This window comes from Taibaiella koreensis (assembly GCF_003545715.1).
In the GTDB taxonomy this organism is placed as follows: Bacteria; Bacteroidota; Bacteroidia; order Chitinophagales; family Chitinophagaceae; genus Taibaiella; species Taibaiella koreensis.
In genome coordinates this window covers 150261-166141 of the sequence record NZ_QVNU01000005.1, presented here as the reverse complement: position 1 = coordinate 166141, position 15881 = coordinate 150261, and the positions used below count along the sequence as shown (strand labels likewise).

The 15881-nt window shown below is 51.6% G+C and carries 17 protein-coding genes; 5 read left to right on the top strand and 12 right to left on the bottom strand.

Annotation, left to right across the window (positions count from 1 at the left end; genetic code table 11):
- Window positions 1–43: 43 nt before the first annotated feature.
- Entirely contained in the window at window positions 44–949 is a 906-nt protein-coding gene (locus DZK30_RS17065; RefSeq protein ID WP_118975383.1) for a DUF2911 domain-containing protein, read from the bottom strand.
- 140 nt (window positions 950–1089) lie between these two features.
- On the opposite strand from DZK30_RS17065, the gene DZK30_RS17060 reads away from it, so the two are divergent.
- Window positions 1090–2211 carry a T9SS type A sorting domain-containing protein gene (locus DZK30_RS17060; protein ID WP_162903178.1) on the top strand — a complete coding sequence of 374 codons (1122 nt, stop codon included), beginning with the start codon at window positions 1090–1092 and terminating at the stop codon, window positions 2209–2211.
- A gap of 67 nt (window positions 2212–2278) precedes the next feature.
- Here DZK30_RS17060 and DZK30_RS17055 read toward each other — a convergent pair whose 3' ends face one another.
- Window positions 2279–3586: a sigma-54 interaction domain-containing protein gene (locus DZK30_RS17055; RefSeq protein WP_118975381.1), complete on the bottom strand. Its 1308-nt coding sequence runs from the start codon at window positions 3584–3586 to the stop codon at window positions 2279–2281.
- Between the two features lie 77 nt (window positions 3587–3663).
- Entirely contained in the window at window positions 3664–5094 is a 1431-nt protein-coding gene (gene miaB, locus DZK30_RS17050; RefSeq protein WP_118975380.1) for a tRNA (N6-isopentenyl adenosine(37)-C2)-methylthiotransferase MiaB, read from the bottom strand.
- Between the two features lie 211 nt (window positions 5095–5305).
- Between miaB and mltG the strand changes: the two genes are divergently transcribed.
- Genes mltG through DZK30_RS17035 form a run of 3 tightly spaced genes read left to right on the top strand, consistent with a single transcriptional unit; the run spans window position 5306 to window position 8364 of the window.
- Window positions 5306–6352, top strand: coding sequence for an endolytic transglycosylase MltG (gene mltG / locus DZK30_RS17045; protein WP_118975379.1), 1047 nt, complete (start codon window positions 5306–5308; stop codon window positions 6350–6352).
- Between the two features lie 11 nt (window positions 6353–6363).
- A complete protein-coding gene (locus tag DZK30_RS17040; protein ID WP_118975378.1) occupies window positions 6364–6855 on the top strand; it encodes a hypothetical protein in 492 nt (163 codons plus the stop codon).
- Between the two features lie 27 nt (window positions 6856–6882).
- Complete coding sequence (locus DZK30_RS17035; protein ID WP_118975377.1) at window positions 6883–8364, top strand: FAD-binding oxidoreductase; 1482 nt, start codon at window positions 6883–6885, stop codon at window positions 8362–8364.
- 324 nt (window positions 8365–8688) lie between these two features.
- Here DZK30_RS17035 and DZK30_RS17030 read toward each other — a convergent pair whose 3' ends face one another.
- Window positions 8689–9198 (bottom strand): YdeI/OmpD-associated family protein, encoded by a 510-nt coding sequence (locus DZK30_RS17030; RefSeq protein WP_118975624.1) that lies wholly within the window; start codon window positions 9196–9198, stop codon window positions 8689–8691.
- A gap of 97 nt (window positions 9199–9295) precedes the next feature.
- Here DZK30_RS17030 and DZK30_RS17025 point away from each other — a divergent pair, with 97 nt between their 5' ends.
- Complete coding sequence (locus DZK30_RS17025) at window positions 9296–9733, top strand: hypothetical protein (RefSeq protein WP_118975376.1); 438 nt, start codon at window positions 9296–9298, stop codon at window positions 9731–9733.
- Between the two features lie 6 nt (window positions 9734–9739).
- On the opposite strand, the gene DZK30_RS17020 is transcribed toward DZK30_RS17025, so the two are convergent.
- From DZK30_RS17020 to DZK30_RS16990, 8 genes are all read right to left on the bottom strand, one after another.
- Window positions 9740–10375 carry a transposase gene (locus tag DZK30_RS17020; protein ID WP_118975375.1) on the bottom strand — a complete coding sequence of 212 codons (636 nt, stop codon included), beginning with the start codon at window positions 10373–10375 and terminating at the stop codon, window positions 9740–9742.
- Window positions 10376–10458: 83 nt separating this feature from the next.
- On the bottom strand, window positions 10459–11166 hold the full coding sequence (locus DZK30_RS26605) for an AMP-binding enzyme (RefSeq protein ID WP_205529479.1): 708 nt from the start codon (window positions 11164–11166) through the stop codon (window positions 10459–10461).
- Window positions 11145–12149 (bottom strand): AMP-binding protein, encoded by a 1005-nt coding sequence (locus DZK30_RS26290; RefSeq protein ID WP_205529478.1) that lies wholly within the window; start codon window positions 12147–12149, stop codon window positions 11145–11147. The genes DZK30_RS26605 and DZK30_RS26290 overlap by 22 nt, the downstream gene beginning before the upstream one ends.
- A gap of 13 nt (window positions 12150–12162) precedes the next feature.
- The gene (locus DZK30_RS17010) at window positions 12163–12972 is read right to left on the bottom strand and encodes an alpha/beta fold hydrolase (protein WP_118975374.1); all 810 of its coding nucleotides are present in this window, start codon (window positions 12970–12972) and stop codon (window positions 12163–12165) included.
- A 15-nt stretch (window positions 12973–12987) separates the two neighbouring features.
- Window positions 12988–13584: an XAC2610-related protein gene (locus tag DZK30_RS17005; protein ID WP_162903177.1), complete on the bottom strand. Its 597-nt coding sequence runs from the start codon at window positions 13582–13584 to the stop codon at window positions 12988–12990.
- Between the two features lie 4 nt (window positions 13585–13588).
- On the bottom strand, window positions 13589–14026 hold the full coding sequence (gene paaI, locus DZK30_RS17000; RefSeq protein ID WP_118975372.1) for a hydroxyphenylacetyl-CoA thioesterase PaaI: 438 nt from the start codon (window positions 14024–14026) through the stop codon (window positions 13589–13591).
- Window positions 14027–14035: 9 nt separating this feature from the next.
- The gene (locus DZK30_RS16995; RefSeq protein WP_118975371.1) at window positions 14036–14395 is read right to left on the bottom strand and encodes a hypothetical protein; all 360 of its coding nucleotides are present in this window, start codon (window positions 14393–14395) and stop codon (window positions 14036–14038) included.
- A gap of 3 nt (window positions 14396–14398) precedes the next feature.
- On the bottom strand, window positions 14399–15733 hold the full coding sequence (locus DZK30_RS16990) for a phenylacetate--CoA ligase family protein (protein WP_118975370.1): 1335 nt from the start codon (window positions 15731–15733) through the stop codon (window positions 14399–14401).
- Window positions 15734–15881: the final 148 nt, after the last annotated feature.

Genomic DNA, 15881 nt, shown 5'->3' with positions numbered 1-15881 from the left:
TTTTACTAAGCGCTTCAACCTCTTGTTCCCGGAGGTGTTGCCCTTACTTCATCTCTTTTTCAATTGTATCGGCGTTACGTTTGTACTCAGCAGCGTAAGGCGTTGCGGCAGCCAGCGTAGCTGATTTCTGTGCAGCAGTTACGGCTTCCTTCTTGTTGCCCATCTTTTGGTAGATGCGGGCTTTGAGCCAGTACAGCCAGAACGCTTCTTTATTCTCTTCGATGGCTTTGTTGGCGTAAGTCAAAGCCTTATCCAGGTTCTTACCGGTTTCGAGGTAATAGTTGGCTGCCTGCTGGTAAGGACGTTTGGGTTCATTGATGGATTTTTCCAGGTACTCGGTAATGCGTTGGTCGTTTTCGGCAACAACGGGGATGGTTACCTTGGTATTTTCCCAGCTCAGTACCAGGGCGCATTGATTGCCGGTGAGGTTATCCAGCGAAATGGTAAAAGATTGTACCGCATCGGCCAGTTTATCGGTATGTACCACGAACTCTGCAACATCGTCTTTGGGATCGAAGCCACTCACGCCCCAGTTGCCGATACCTTTGTTGAGGATGATCTTCCAGGCATTGCGTCCGGGTACGGTGTACAGGGCATAAGTGCCTTTGGGGATGGCGAAACGGTTGACTTCATATTGTTTGCCGGGAGCAAAATCAGGCATTTCGGCGCCTTTTTGCGCGGGCACACCCTCCAGCATCACATCTTCGTTAAACGTCACCTTCGTAGCTGTATTGGCACCGGTGCGCCATACCTGGCCATAAGGTACCAGATCGCCGAATATTTTACGGCCACGCATAGCCGGACGGCTGTAATTGATCTCAATAGAAGAGGTGGAGAAGTCCTGCTTTATAGTAGCCGTAGGACTGGGCGCAGGCAGTTTAAGGTCTTGTGCATAAGTGCTGAACACCAGGCAGCCGCTGGTCAGTATCGTGATAAAGATGCGTTTCATAAAATGGAATTTGCTGCGAAATTAACACCTCGCGTTCATAAAAAAGCATCACATGAAAGATGGGACACAATTACATAAAAAATGGGAAACAATTAGGTAATACCAGGGGGGTACTTTTGTGGTTCAAAAATATAATAAATATGAAGTTATTGTACACAGCGACCCGCAAAGGTTTTGTTGCTACCGTTTTAGCTGTTGCGTTGGGGATGAGCGCTCAAGCGCAGATTACTATTTTTTCCGAAAATATGGGCGGAGTGCCCGTTTCAAACAATACGCCCGTGATCGCCTACAACGGGTTTCAGAATTCTGGAGGAAGTATAGTTTACTCCGGTTCTGCTGATGTCCGTATAACGACGCCTTCTTCTACTTCAAGATATGCGAGCGCGTCAGCCGGCAATAATGTTTTCCTTACGACAGCTGCGGGTACCAATTTTTCGATCAGCAATATTCCAATTACCGGCGCTACAAATATCGCTGTTTCCTTTGGTATAGCGAAGTCGACAAATGCCGAAAACGGCTCGGGCGTGTCAGTACAGGCGATCGTTGACGGAGGTGCGCCTGTAGACTTGCCTGTAGTGCTGAGCACTGGTACGGGTACTTCTAACTGGGTGCTTACAACGCCGACGGCTACCATCCCTACCGGTAATTCGCTCACGCTTACGTTTACTAAGGCCGGTGGCAGTGCCACTTTCCGTATAGATGATATTTTGATAACTTCTTCGACACCATTGCCGGTAAGCCTGACGGACTTCACCGCTGCCCGTAAAGAGAATAGTGTACAGCTGAGCTGGGCTACGGCTACAGAGAAAAATGCCAGCCACTTCGAGATCGAGCGCAGCCAGGATGGCAGCCAGTTTGCTGCTGTAGGTAAAGTAGCTGCCCGCAATATTGCTACAGGCGCCAGCTATAGCTATACCGACAATACTGCCGGCGCAGCTACCGTATATTATCGCCTGAAGAATGTAGACCGCGATGGTAGCGCCGAATACAGCAAGGTTGTGGTAGTAGAAGGAAAAGGCGTAAAAGGAAATGTAGCCTTAACGGCCAACCTGGTACGCAATGTGCTGCCGGTTACCTTCAAAGGCGAACAAGGCGCTTACCAGCTGCAAGTGGTTAACCTGGCCGGTACGGTATTGCAACACCAGTCTGTAAATGGTGTGGCTTCTGTTCAGTTGGACATCGCTTCACTGGCTCCCGGCTTCTACCTGCTTCAGGTTGCCGGCGCCAATGGTAAAGAGACCTTCAAATTTGTAAAGCAATAAGGCAAGCTTATTACAGCGAAAAAATAATCGAAAAAGCGCGATCCGGATGGGTCGCGCTTTTTTCTTGTTATTCTTCGATATCGTATTCCTTGATCTTGCGGTACAAGGTCCTTTCGGAGATGCCTAGTTCGTGTGCGGCGTCTTTGCGTTTGCCTTTATGCTTCTGGAGCGCTTTGATGATAAACTCTTTTTCCCGGTCGATGAGCGATAGCGATTCTTCCACTTCTTCGTGATGATTCACTTCCTCTCCGGGATGATGGATCACAAAGGAAGGATTGCTTTTCTTCTCGCCGCCCTGGTAATTGGTGATCGCCGGGGTGCTGAACGTGTTGTCGGGCATACCGCCTTCATAAGCCGGCACCAGGTGTTCCGATGGCATGCTTACCGGCCCCGGATTATAGCCCTGCTGGTGTGCCAGCTCAAATATCATTTTCTTCAGGTCGTTCATGTCCTTTTTCAGGTCGAAAAAGAGCTTGTACAGGATCTCGCGCTCGGTGGTGCTGCTGCCATTGCTCTGCTCCTGGCTGCTGCTGAAGCTCTGCACCGGCAGACTGTTGGTATGCGGCGTCAGCGCCGGCATACGCGTGCCATTCTCCCGGTTGGGCAGGAAAGCGCTAAGCTGTTCGGCGGTTACCGTTTTATCTTTTGACAAAACCGATATTTGCTCTGCTATATTTTTCAGCTCACGTACATTGCCCGGCCATCCGTAGCTCATCAGCAGCTGCCGGCCGCCCTCGTCCAGCTGTACCGGCTGGGTCTTGTAGCGCTCGGCGAAGTCGCCGACAAATTTGCGGAACAGCATAGGAATGTCGTCGCGGCGCTCGCGTAGTGCCGGGACCCTTATGGGCACTGTGTTCAGGCGGTAATACAGATCTTCTCTAAACTTGCCCTGCTGCGTGAGTGTGAGCAGGTCCTTATTGGTAGCAGCGATCACGCGCACATTGGTCTTTAATACCTTGGATGAGCCTACGCGGATGAACTCGCCGGTCTCCAGCACACGTAGCAAACGGGCCTGGGTGCCGATAGGCATTTCGCCTATCTCGTCCAGGAAAATGGTGCCGCCGCTCACCGTTTCAAAATAGCCTTTGCGCTGATCGCTGGCGCTGGTAAAGGAGCCTTTTTCATGGCCGAAGAGTTCAGAATCGATAGTGCCTTCGGGTATAGCGCCGCAGTTAACGGCTATAAAAGGATTATGTCTTCTCGAAGAAAGGTTGTGAATGATCTGGGAAAAGACTTCCTTACCCACACCGCTTTCTCCGAATATCAATACGCTCAGGTCGGTATTGGCTACCTGCTCGGCTACCTGTAAGGCATAGTTGAGCTGCGGATCGTTGCCTATAATACCAAACCTGTTCTTGATGCTTTGAATATCCATTGAATGATTATAAGGTTAGCAATAACGGCGTGCCGCAGGAGCACCGCCATTTTTTTATGCTTGCAGGGAAAACGGTATTACCAGGTTACGATGCGTTCGATCTTGCCCATCAGGGTGCCCGAGGTAGCGCTGTGCACTGCTACCATCACATAATCGCCTTTCTTCAGGCCATAGTTTTCCTTGGGAAAAACGACCACCTTGCCCTGGCTGTTCCTGCCGCTCCAGTCCTGGTCGCTACGGCGGCTTTCGGCTTCGATCAGCACGGTAAAGGTCTTGCCGATTTCCTGCTCAAAGTTCTTTTGCGACAGCTGCCGCTGCAGGTCTACTACCTCGATCAGGCGGCGCTTTTTTACCTCTTCCGGAACATCATCGGCATAGCGGCGCTGGGCAAGCGTTCCCGGCCGTTCGCTATAGGCATACATATAAGAAAGGTCAAATTTGCCATAGGCCATTACCGAAAGAGTTTCTTTATGATCTTCTTCCGTTTCGGTGCAAAAGCCGCTGATAACGTCGCAGGTAATGGCGCAATCGGGCATAATCTCCCGGATGCGGTCTACCTTCCTGAGGTACCACTCCTTGGTATAAGTACGGTTCATGAGCTGCAAAACGCGTGTAGAGCCACTTTGCAGCGGCAGGTGGATGCATTTGCATATGTTCTCATATTGCGCCATGGTATGGAGCACCTCGTCGGTAATGTCCTTAGGATGCGAGGTGCTGAACCGTACGCGTAGCTGCGGGCTTACCTTAGCTACCAATTCCAGCAGCTGGGCAAAGGTGACTTCATCTTCATTGCCCGGTGTGGTATAATAATAGCTGTCAACATTTTGTCCCAGCAGCGTCACCTCTTTGTATCCCCTGGCAAACAGGTCCTGTGCTTCGGCCAGGATAGAGTGGGGGTCGCGGCTGCGCTCCCGTCCGCGGGTGAAGGGCACTACACAGAAGGTACACATATTGTTGCAGCCTCTCATGATGCTGATAAAAGCGCTGACGCCGTTGGTATCGAGACGTACCGGGGCAATATCAGCATAGGTCTCTTCACGGCTCAGCAGCACATTCACGGCCTTCTGGCCGCCTTCTGCCTCGCTGATGAGGCCGGGCAGGCTCCGGTAAGCATCGGGACCTACCACCATATCGACCAGCTTCTCTTCATCCAGCAGCTTGGCTTTCAGGCGTTCGGCCATGCAGCCCAGCACACCGACCAGCATATCGGGGCGGTCCTTCTTCAGCGACCGGAATATATTCAGGCGGTTGCGGACCGTTTGTTCCGCTTTTTCCCTGATGGAGCAGGTATTGACCAGAATCAGGTTGGCTTCTTCCATATTGCGGGTCGCACCAAATCCTTCTGCATTCAGAATAGAGGCCACGATCTCGCTGTCATTAAAGTTCATGGCACAGCCATAGCTCTCGATATAGAATTTTTTCCGGTATGGGTTCGGGTCGCCTTCAAAAGGGGCATAAGCCTCTCCCTGGCGCGCTTCATGGATCACTTTTTCCTGCAAGTCAAGCATGGTCAATATTTAAGGTTGCAAAGTTACGAAATTGAACTGTCAAAATAGCAGGTTTATACCTCAATAAGATATCCCGATCTTTATTATATACGTCTGTTCAAAGCCAAATTTCCGGTCAAGGCTTTATATTTGTCGTTAGCTGTTTTGCAACGCTGCTATGCCTTGTAGGGTGGCCGCAGTATCGTAAATATAGCCGTAAAAGCATTTTGGCATGCCCCGCAGGAAAAAAAATAACCCAAAGAAAAAGTACTGGTCCGTTTTGCTCATCCTTTTGCTGCTGGCAGCAGGCTATGGCGGCTATTTTTATTACAGCAGATGGCTGGCGCCCAATATCAGTCGCGCCGGCAAGCTGTATATCCCTACCGGCGCTACCTATAACCAGGTGCTGGATTCGCTGAAACCTTTTCTGAAGAACCGGGAAAGTTTCGAATGGCTGGCCCGGCAAAAGAAGTATGGCGCCCGCGTGAAACCCGGCCGCTATACGCTTGGCCTTGGCGAGAGCAACAGCTCGGTGATCAACCGGCTGCGCATAGGCGCGCAGGATGAGATCAGCATCCGCATCGGCAACTATGCCAGTATTTTCGAGTTGGCCGGCAAAGTAGGTCCCTTTCTTGAAACGGACTCGGCGGGCCTGGTCAGGGCGATGACAGAAGCCGCTTTTGCCAAAGGCTACGATACAGCGGCGCTTATCTTCTTTTATTTTCCCGATACGTATCATTTTCACTGGAACACCTCCGGGCAGGCCTTCGTGGACCGTATGAAGCAGCAATTTGACCAGTACTGGACAGAAGGGCGCAAACAAGAGGCCCGTGAGCATAGCATGACACCGCTGGAAGTAACCACGCTGGCATCTATCGTGCAACTGGAATCGGCCAAGGTCGATGAACAACCGCGGGTGGCAGGCCTCTACCTCAATCGCCTGAAGATAGGCATGAAGCTGGACGCCGATCCTACTGTGATCTTTGCCATGAAGAAGGCCGACGGCTTTCAGCGGAAGATCCATCGTGTTTACTATAAGAACCTGGCGATTGAGTCGCCCTACAATACCTATAAATACAAGGGGTTGCCACCCAGCCCGATCTGCATGCCCAACCGTTCGGCGCTGGAAGCTGTGCTGCATCCGGCAGTGCATCACTTCCTGTACTTTGTGGCCGATCCGCAACGTCCGGGCTACCATATTTATGCTGCTACGCTGAAAGAGCAGGAGAAGAACGCGGAGCAATACCGGGAATGGCTCAACCGGAACAATGTGCAATAAACATCTGTGCTATGGAGCGCTTCACCAACGAATACAGCCGGTTGGTAAACGAAGTAAAGCGGGAGCTGTCGGCCTTTTCACCGGACGATGGTGTCCGGGTGGTGCTGCGCTACCTGGAGATGCCCTGGATCAGGGGCGACTGGGTGTCTTTTGTCGTACTGGCTGATGAAAAGGGGCTGTACCGGATAATCCACCGGCGATGGGACCGGGAGTATGACAGGCAACGATCGCTGATGGGTATCTTCAACCTGGACCGTATTGCTATCCATGAAGATAACCTACACCTTTCTCCTGTGCAGCGGTTGTCACTGGATAAGCTGATTGTGGCTATAGCATTGCCCGACGTCTTGCAAAATGCAATGGTCATTGACGGGATCGATAGTGTTCTGTTCATTCATAACAATGATAAGCAACATGAGTACTGGTGGAATACCGGTCCGGATAAGATCGCTTGCTTTGCTCCGGTGATTGCTTACCTGAAAACCTTATTTTCGTTTACCTGATCATTCCCTGACGAAAACAAAACCGATATGTCCAAAACCTATACCAAAAGAGAATTCCTGAAGATGATGGGCCTGGGCCTGGCTTTCCTGCCGTTTATGAGCTGCTTCAATCATAGCAGCAGCAACACAGAGCAGGAGGCTGATGGCGGTCAGCAGAAAAAGGATCAACGGGCGGAAGACAACAGCGGAGATGAGTTGAAAGTAAGCGACGAGGATATACTGCTGCTGACCCGCGACGACCAGCGCTATGCCGACTTTAATATGGCTTTCAATAAAAGAATAAAGCATTTGCCCAAATACATCGCCGTATGCCGTACCGAAAAGGGCGTGCAATATGCCATACAAAAGGCAAAGGCAGAGAAGCTTAAGGTCGCTGTAAAAAGCGGTGGTCACAGCTTTGAAGGCTTCTCCTCCAACGATGGCGGCATGGTGATCAATGTTTCCCTGATGAAAAAGATCAGCTGGCTGGAAAACGATGAGGTGCTGATGGGGCCTGGCTGCCTGCTTCAGGAGGTCCAGGCCGGGCTCTTTCCCCGGAAGCGTCTGCTGCCTTCCGGCTCCTGCGGTACCGTGGGTATTGCAGGACTGACCCTGGGCGGCGGTTATGGTTTTTTCAGCCGCAAGTATGGCCTCACCTGCGATAGCCTGCTGGAGCTCACGATGGTAGGCGCCGATGGGAGGGTTTACACGACTAAGGATGACAAGGAGCTGCTCTGGGCCTGCAAAGGAGGCGGCAACGGTAATTTCGGCGTGGTTACTTCTTTCCGGTTCAAAACATACGACATGCCGCCTACCTTCGACAGCTATGTGCTCAAGTTCCGCAACATGAACGTGGAACGTTTCGAAAGCTCACTAAGCACCTGGTTTGACGTGAGCGAAAAAATACCCGAGGAGGCCTTTGCGGCGTATGTGCTGAATGGAAAAACACTGACCATATTGATCACAACCTATAAAAGTATTCCGGGATTCGACCAGCTGATCGCTCCATTGACGGTGTTGGCCGATAGCACCAGCCCTACGCTTAACGCCGATCTGCCTAAAGCGATGAAGCGTTATTACGGACGAAAAGGCCCCCTCTATTTTAAGAATGCTTCGGCCGGCCTGTACCGGGGCAAAGCAGATATTTTGCAGGTGAAGGAAGCCCTGTTTGGCCTCGTAGCGGGCAATCCCGGTATCGTGTTCCAGGTAAATACCCTGGGCGGGAAAATCGCCGACGGCACTTTTGAAGGCACGTCCTGCTATCCTCATCGCCAGTTGGCTTACCTGGGTGAACTTCAGGCTTACTGGGAGCTGGAAAGCAAGGAAGCGGGACTGGTCAAGGCTTTCGAAGACATACAGACTTTATTCCGCAACGGAGGCATTGAGGCGCATTACCGCAATTATCCCGATATTAATTTTAAAGACTGGGAGAAGGCTTATTATGGCGACAACTACGGCCGTTTACAGGAAGTGAAGCGGAAGTATGATAAGGACGACCTGTTTCATTATCCGCAAAGTATCAGGGTCTGAATCGCTATAAGCTGGTAATGGGCAAATTCAGAGTTAGCAATTTGCAGTTGGCAATACTCAATATTCACATTCATCTTTTGCGCCCTTTGCGTACAGCTTAGCGATCTTTGCGGTTACTGACCAGGTGGACAATTGGCAGTTGGCAATTTTCAAATCTTAAATTCCACGTTCCAAATCCCAATAGTCTCACTCATCTTTTGCGCCCTTTGCTTTTACCTACCAGGTGGACAATTGGCAGTTGGTAATTGGCAAATCTTAAATTCCAAGCTCCAGGTTTCAATACTTAATACTTAATACCTAATACTCATTACTCACTACTCAATACTAACCCTTCTTCCCTTGCTGCTCGCGGATCATCGCGCCGTAATCCATCTTCCGCGCAAGCGCCGAAAGGCATAAGGTCAGGCGTTTGACCTTGGTAGGTTCGGTCTTGGCTTCATCCACCCATTTGCTGAAGTAGCGTTGGTGCGACGGCGCCAGGCTGCGGAAGTGCGCCAGCGCCTCGGGATCGTCGGCGAGGCATTCGAGCAGTTCCGGCACAATCTCCTGTGGCGTATCGTCCTTTGCAAGGTTTACTTTGAGCATGGCGCCTTTGCGTTTACCGATCCCTTTGCGCATAGCCGCGTTAATGGCCATGATAAAGCTACCATCGCCCATAGGCATTACCGCTACACTACTGATCGCAAAATGATCCAGCTTCCCCTTGACACGAAATGCCTTTTTATTACCCGGGAAAACTTCCTGTGCGATATCGGCAGGTATCGCGATATAGGTCCAGCCGGTCTTGTCGCCGTTCTCTTCAAACTGGTGTATGGTAGTGGTAAAAGTAGTCATTGCTTTTCGAAATGCTAAGCTAGCAAATATCCCGATGTAAAATTGCTCCTGGAAAAGAACAAGCAGGCAATGTATCTTTACGCTTTCTCCTATCCTCATGAAAACCGATCTTCTTTCCACAAAGCAATTACAGATCCTGAAGCACAATAATTGTCTGAACAAAATGGTAAGAAATGCAGTCATACAGGAATTGGAGAAAAGAGAAGCACCCAATACCACACGCGCGCCGGAACTTCAGAAATTTCCGCTGCGCTATCGGCTGTTGCTGGTAACACTTCCCTTCTTGTTCCCTGCGTGGTTATGGATTGAGGGATGGTCTGTGGTAATAGGCACGGAATACGGCTCGCTGCGGCCGGGATTTCGTGATAGACTGCTGTTCGTGCTGGCGCCGCATTGGCTATTGCTCAGCCATTACCGCGCGAAAAACCAAAAGAAAAACTGGCATAGCTTTTGGCTCTATTATTGCCTGGGTATATTGCTGTGGACCGTTTTGGTGATCCTGTGGGCCAGGGTTGTTATGAACAGCCATAAATAATTAGGATTAACCGGCATTAGCTTCGTGCGGTGTGTACCATTTATCGGAAGCCCATTTTTGCGGGTTGTTCCTGATGTAGCGGGCGATCCGTTCATATTCTTCGTAAGACCTGATAATGTGGTCGTGAAAACGGCTTTGCCAGTTGAAGCAGATACCATTCTGCCTGGCGTAAATCGTTACTGCTGATTTATAACCTCTGATAACGGAGGCCAAATTATGTGATTGAGGGCCAAACCTGTTTTGATTGGCGGGAATGCCTTGATTAAAAGGATTGGCGCCGATGATCAGGATGCCATGGATATGATTGGGCATCACCACAAATTCGCCGGATTGCAGGCGCATATCGGTGCGTAATGCCATGGTACGGTACCATTCCTGTTCGGCAATTAGGCCCATTGCCGTCGGTCGTAGAGACGCCATGCCTGGCGTCTCCGGAACAACGACCTGATCAGACGCCATGCCTGGCGTCTCCGGAACAACAACCTGATCAGACGCCATGCATGGCGTCTCTACGATTTCACCAAAATAATGTGCCCGGCGATGGGTACAAATTGTGACAAAATACATGCCTTCGCTGGTATAATCCCACGTGGCCAGTCGCGACGACGGTATCCTGTAGCGATTATGATATAATTCTGCCATAGGTAGATCAAAAATAGGACATGCATTTTTAATGCACGCCTTATTTTCATAAATACCATTGTTAAAAAAAGGCAAATTGCCGCTTAGATTTTCCTATAGTTGTACTCCTGCTCCGGCTGCGATCCCTTTGCTTTAGCTTCGGCCTCGCGGGCCCTTAGCTCTACGCGCCGGATCTTACCGCTGATAGTCTTGGGCAACTCCGCTACAAACTCCAGCAGCCGCGGCATTTTATAAGGGGCCAGGCTATCTTTGGCATACGCAAACAGGTCTTTGGCCAGGTCTTCACCGGCATTGTAGCCGGCGTTGAGCACAACAAATGCTTTTACCTCGTATCCTTTTACCGCGTGCGGACTACCCACCACGGCCGATTCCTGCACTGCCTCATGCTCCAGCAGTATGCTTTCCACCTCAAAAGGCCCGATGCGATAATCGGACGATTTGATCACATCATCGTCGCGGCCTACAAACCAGATATAACCCTCTTCATCGCGGTAGGCCTTGTCGCCGGTGTAGTACAGGCCGTGCCGGAATACTTCTTTTCCCTTTTCCGCATCATCGAAATATTCTTTGAAAATACCATTGGGTTTGCCGGTACCGGTACGCACGCATATATTGCCTTCTTCCCCATCGGGCAGTATATTGCCTTCGTCGTCGGCGACCACTACGTCGTACAGGAAAGCAGGCTTGCCCATGGAGCCGAACTTAACATGACTATCCGGAAGATTGGCGACCATGCAGGTGCTTTCTGTCTGGCCGAAGCCGTCGCGGATCAGCATGCCCGTGCCTTCCATATTTCGATCACTTCGGGATTCAATGGCTCCCCGGCAGCGACACATTCCCTGAACCGGAAACGGTAACCCTTGAGGTCTTCCAATATCAGCATGCGCAATACCGTGGGCGGTGCGCAAAAGGTGGTAATGCCATGCGCTTCGATCATGGCAAGCGTATCCTTGGCATTAAAGCGGCCTTCCTGGTGGTACGCAAATATCGTTGCGCCGATGCTCCAGGGAGCAAACACGCTGCTCCAGGCAAACTTGGCCCAACCCGGCTGTGAAATATTGTAGTGGATGTCTTCCTGCCGTAGCCCTATCCAGGCAGCAGTGGTAAGGTGGCCGAAGGGATAGCTGAGGTGTGTGTGCGTCACCACTTTGGGCATACCGGTAGTACCCGAGGTGAAGAACAGGAACAGGGGATCGTCGGCCAGTGTGGGTGCTGCTGTTGCTACCATGCTTTCCGCAGCCACATCGTCCAGCGAATACCAACCGGGACGTGTGCCTTCGGCTATTAGCTTAACTGCTACCTGCCGTCCCGACAAGGCTTCGGCCTCATCGATCTTGGGAGCATTGCCGGCATCGGCGATCACGATCCGCGGCATCAGCTTGCCGAAACGGTATACAATGTCCTGTACGCCCAGTATTGTGGCTGCAGGTACCATACGCAGACCACCCTTGATGGCCGCCAGTATGGCCAGCCAATTGCTTTGCTGAAGCCCCATCTGGGTTAGCAAGACATCGTGTTGCCCGACGCCTTTGTTCCTTAGAAAATTCAGCAATTGGTTACTGCGCTCGCTGATGTCGCGGAAAGAATAGCGGTGCGTTTGCCTGCCGTCGGTCCACAGCAGTGCTGTGGCATCGGGTGTATCGTTCACGTGGATCTGCTCAAAGACTTCCTGTACCCAGTTGAACCGAGCGGGGGCCTTTATATCCAGCCGGGCAAGGGCTTCAAAATCTTTTGCGGCGATCAGCCGGCGTATTTCCCTGAATAAGGCTTCCATGCATACAGTGATTTTATGATTCTGATAAAACATCAAGGCAGCCGTGCTGCTCCAGGAAGGTATAGCAACGTTCGATCAGCCATGGCTCGCTTTGCTTGTGTGGCGAATGTCCTGCATTGACCACAACGCAGCGTTCCGCAGGCCCGGATACCTGTTGTACAATTCCCTCCACCTGTGCCAGTGTGCCATACTCGTCTTCGGCGCCTTGTATCACCAATACCGGACAGCTGACCTGAGGTAAGCATGGCTCAATGTTCCAGTCGCGGTATTCGGGGCTCAGCCAGGTTCCGGCCCAGGCCTCAAAAAGCGTAGCCGTCTTATCGCCATGGTACTTTTCCAACCTTTCTTTCAGCGATGTCGTGTCAAACTGTTCCCGGGCTCTTTCGATACCGTCGAGCGTCAGGTCTTCGACGAAAATGTGTGCGCCTTCGGTAATGACAGCTTTAAATACCTGCGGATACTTTGCTGCCGCCAGAAGCGCAATGGTTCCGCCATCGCTGTGACCGAAGAGTATGGGTTGCTTTATCGCACAGGCTTCCAGCAACTCAACCAACAGTTCCGCTTCCGTTTCCATATAGTCTGTTTGCCGCCGGTAGCCGGTAGCAAAGGGATCGGCCAACCCGTAACCCCGCCGGTCATAGAGCAATACAGCGCATTCTGTAGCCATTCCCATCTGGTAGGGAAAGTTGCGCCAGAGACCTGCACTACCCAGCGAATCGTGCAGGAACACGATCGTGCCGCGGCTGTTATCCGCAGGCCTGTAAGTCACATTGACATCAAAGCCGCGAAGACCCACTTTCCTGTTTTCGTATGCTGTATCCATGAATACGCCAGAAGCTTATAATTTGTTTTTGTCTTTGTACACGTATACCATTTTGCCCTTGATCCTTTTTTGTTTGTAGGTATAATAGCAATCCTGATCGGCGGGGCAGGGCATTGTGCCTTCTTTTTCTACCAGGATTAGTTTCCCCTTCTGCCAGCGGTAGGTCTCGGTCCAGTTCTCTGCAGCGCTTGAATGAAAGCAGTTGCCGGTGATCAGGCGCCGCTTCCTGTCGACATCGAGACAGGCGATCTCGCTCAGTTCCTGTTGGTATGCCAATGTTTTCCGGCTGGGATCGTACAGATATACGGCCTCAAAGCGCTGTACATTGCCGCTGGAAGAGGAAAAGGAAAGATCGTCGTAACCATCGAAATTGATATCCCATATGCGGTAGGGCAAGCCATAGCTGGTGTCGTCGAGATGCACGCCGGCATCATACTCCGAAAGCGATTCGTCCAGGATCCGCTTTCCGTCGGCATTCCGGGTAACAATAAGACGCGCGCTATCATCGATCATTACCGAAAACAGTGTGCCTGTTTTACGCAAATGATCGTAGGCCTGCTGCGCGTGTAACTGCAGGGAAGGTAATATAAGTAATGGCAGCAGGTGCTTCATTAATTCATCTGTTTATTGGCCCGGGTGTTACTTTCACGGAAGTGCGGTAGGCGGTACCTTTGAACAGGCATACGAGCTCGCCCTTTTCATTGGTGGTGCGAATATCGTAGAGGCCGGTCTTATTGCCCAGGTGCACTTCGCGGGCTTCGACAAACAGCTTATCTCCTGCTACCGCCGGACGCGTAAAGGTAATGGATACGTCCAGGGCTACCGTAATGAGGCCGTGGGAATTGCAGGCGAAGGCGAATGCGGAATCGGATGCGGAGAACAAGACGCCGCCATGGATACGTTCGAATCCGTTGAGCATGTCTTCCTTTACCTGGTAATGCAGGCGGCAATAACCTTCGCCCACCTCGTCTATATTCAGGCCCAGCCATGCCGTAAACCGGTCGCGGGCGATCATAATATCCAGTACTTCCTGTGGTGTGAGATGTGATTCCATTTTGTAATGCTAAAAAGATTGTTGTAACAGGAAATCTTCCAGTCTTTCCCTGGTGATGACCTGGTTGCCCTGGTAAAATGCGTCATCTTCCAGCCGGGCCAGGGATGCGGTCGATTGTGCGGTAAGCCATGCTATGAAGGCCTCTACTTTGTCAAAGGTCATAGGACGGTCCAATCCGCCATCCCAAAGCTCGCCGTAACAGTACACACCTTCATTGTATTCCATGCCCATACCGCAATAGTCGCGATGGCTATAGCCCAGGGAAGCGCCGGAACGCTGCTTCTCCGCGACGGCGGTAGCAAGAATAAGCCCGAAAGGCCTGGTGTCGGCCGCCAGAGGTCGTAAAATGTCCTGTTTGTCGAAGTCCATATGCTATCCTTTTCTAAGATCGGCGATGCGGTTGAGCTTACCACCTTCGCTACGGGGAATCGCTCCGGGTTCGGTGAGGCTTACCTTCATAGAAAGCCCTATATCGTCTTTTATCTTTTTACGCAGGTGGTCGGCGGCATAGCTAAGCCTGTCGCATTCCAGCGGCGTGCTGTGCTCGCGCGACAGCGCTTCAAACAACGCGGCCTCAGCCTCCACCCTTACCTCTACTTCATCCATTGTGCCATTGTGCGTTACCACCAGCTGGTAATTGGCGCTCAGCGTGGGAATATGCTCCAGTATGGCTTCTACCTGGGTATGAAAGAGGTTGACGCCTCTTATGATCAGCATATCGTCGGCCCGGCCGGCAATGGGCGCCATTTTAATATGTGTGCGCTTCACGCTTTTATCGTAATAAATGCTCGTGATATCATTGGTCCAGTAGCGGAGCAGGGGCATGGCTTCCTTGGTCAGGGTGGTGAATACCAGCACGCCTTGCTGACCGTAGGGCAGGGGCTCTCCGGTGTCTTTGTCAACGACCTCGGGATAAAAATGATCTTCCCAGATATAGCTGCCGCTGCCTTTTTCCTCATAGTCCTCCTGCGACACGCCAGGCCCCATGATCTCGCTGAGCCCGTAGATATTGGTAGCGGTAACGCCCAGGCCCTCTTCCACGGCCGACCGTATGCTTTCGGTCCATGGCTCGGCGCCCAGAACAGCATATTTCAAGTTAATGCGGCGGCGATCGATATTCCTTTTTTTGATCTCTTCGGCCAGTGTCAGCGCATAGGATGGGGTGCAGCAGATCACTTCGCTCTGGAAGTCCTGCATCAGCATCAGCTGTTTCTCCGTACCGCCGCCCGATATCGGCAGCACGGTCATCCCCAGTTTTTCAGCGCCGTAATGAAGGCCCAGCCCGCCGGTAAAGAGCCCATAGCCGTAAGCATTCTGTAGCAGCATTCCTGGCTGGCAGCCCGCTGCCGATAAAGAACGGGCGACCACCTCGGCAAAAAGATCGATATCGTTGCGGGTATAGCCTACTACGATGGGTTTGCCGGTGGTCCCGCTGCTGCAATGCAAGCGGGCTACTTCGCTACGTGATAGCGTGAACAGGCCGAAAGGGTATTGCTGCCGCAAGGCATCCTTTTTGGTAAAAGGCAGCTTGTGCAGGTCGGCAACGGTGCGAATATCATCGGGAGTAATACCTTGCGCCGTCAGCAGCTCCCTGTAGAAGGCCACCCGGTTGTAAAGAAGATGGACTTTATCGCGCAAGCGTTCGTCCTGGAGGCGCCGCAGCTGGTCCAGGTTCATGGTCTCCGCTTCCTGATTGAAAAAGGGCATACGCTCAATGCTTTTATACCTTAAAGTTAACGGAATTAGCAGGATGATCGGGTCTGGGCCAGGATAAAGAGCCACCGCCGCCGGATTATTTGATTTTTATTAAGTAAAAGATTTGCAAATCGCCCGTTCGGGCTTTGCATTACAGAAA

Coding starts and splice junctions, on each gene's coding strand:
- DZK30_RS17065 (WP_118975383.1), bottom strand. CDS start 949: ATGAAACGCATCTTTATCACGATACTGACCAGCGGCTGCCTGGTGTTC.
- DZK30_RS17060 (WP_162903178.1), top strand. CDS start 1,090: ATGAAGTTATTGTACACAGCGACCCGCAAAGGTTTTGTTGCTACCGTT.
- DZK30_RS17055 (WP_118975381.1), bottom strand. CDS start 3,586: ATGGATATTCAAAGCATCAAGAACAGGTTTGGTATTATAGGCAACGAT.
- miaB (WP_118975380.1), bottom strand. CDS start 5,094: ATGCTTGACTTGCAGGAAAAAGTGATCCATGAAGCGCGCCAGGGAGAG.
- mltG (WP_118975379.1), top strand. CDS start 5,306: ATGCCCCGCAGGAAAAAAAATAACCCAAAGAAAAAGTACTGGTCCGTT.
- DZK30_RS17040 (WP_118975378.1), top strand. CDS start 6,364: ATGGAGCGCTTCACCAACGAATACAGCCGGTTGGTAAACGAAGTAAAG.
- DZK30_RS17035 (WP_118975377.1), top strand. CDS start 6,883: ATGTCCAAAACCTATACCAAAAGAGAATTCCTGAAGATGATGGGCCTG.
- DZK30_RS17030 (WP_118975624.1), bottom strand. CDS start 9,198: ATGACTACTTTTACCACTACCATACACCAGTTTGAAGAGAACGGCGAC.
- DZK30_RS17025 (WP_118975376.1), top strand. CDS start 9,296: ATGAAAACCGATCTTCTTTCCACAAAGCAATTACAGATCCTGAAGCAC.
- DZK30_RS17020 (WP_118975375.1), bottom strand. CDS start 10,375: ATGGCAGAATTATATCATAATCGCTACAGGATACCGTCGTCGCGACTG.
- DZK30_RS26605 (WP_205529479.1), bottom strand. CDS start 11,166: ATGGAAGGCACGGGCATGCTGATCCGCGACGGCTTCGGCCAGACAGAA.
- DZK30_RS26290 (WP_205529478.1), bottom strand. CDS start 12,149: ATGGAAGCCTTATTCAGGGAAATACGCCGGCTGATCGCCGCAAAAGAT.
- DZK30_RS17010 (WP_118975374.1), bottom strand. CDS start 12,972: ATGGATACAGCATACGAAAACAGGAAAGTGGGTCTTCGCGGCTTTGAT.
- DZK30_RS17005 (WP_162903177.1), bottom strand. CDS start 13,584: ATGAAGCACCTGCTGCCATTACTTATATTACCTTCCCTGCAGTTACAC.
- paaI (WP_118975372.1), bottom strand. CDS start 14,026: ATGGAATCACATCTCACACCACAGGAAGTACTGGATATTATGATCGCC.
- DZK30_RS16995 (WP_118975371.1), bottom strand. CDS start 14,395: ATGGACTTCGACAAACAGGACATTTTACGACCTCTGGCGGCCGACACC.
- DZK30_RS16990 (WP_118975370.1), bottom strand. CDS start 15,733: ATGCCCTTTTTCAATCAGGAAGCGGAGACCATGAACCTGGACCAGCTG.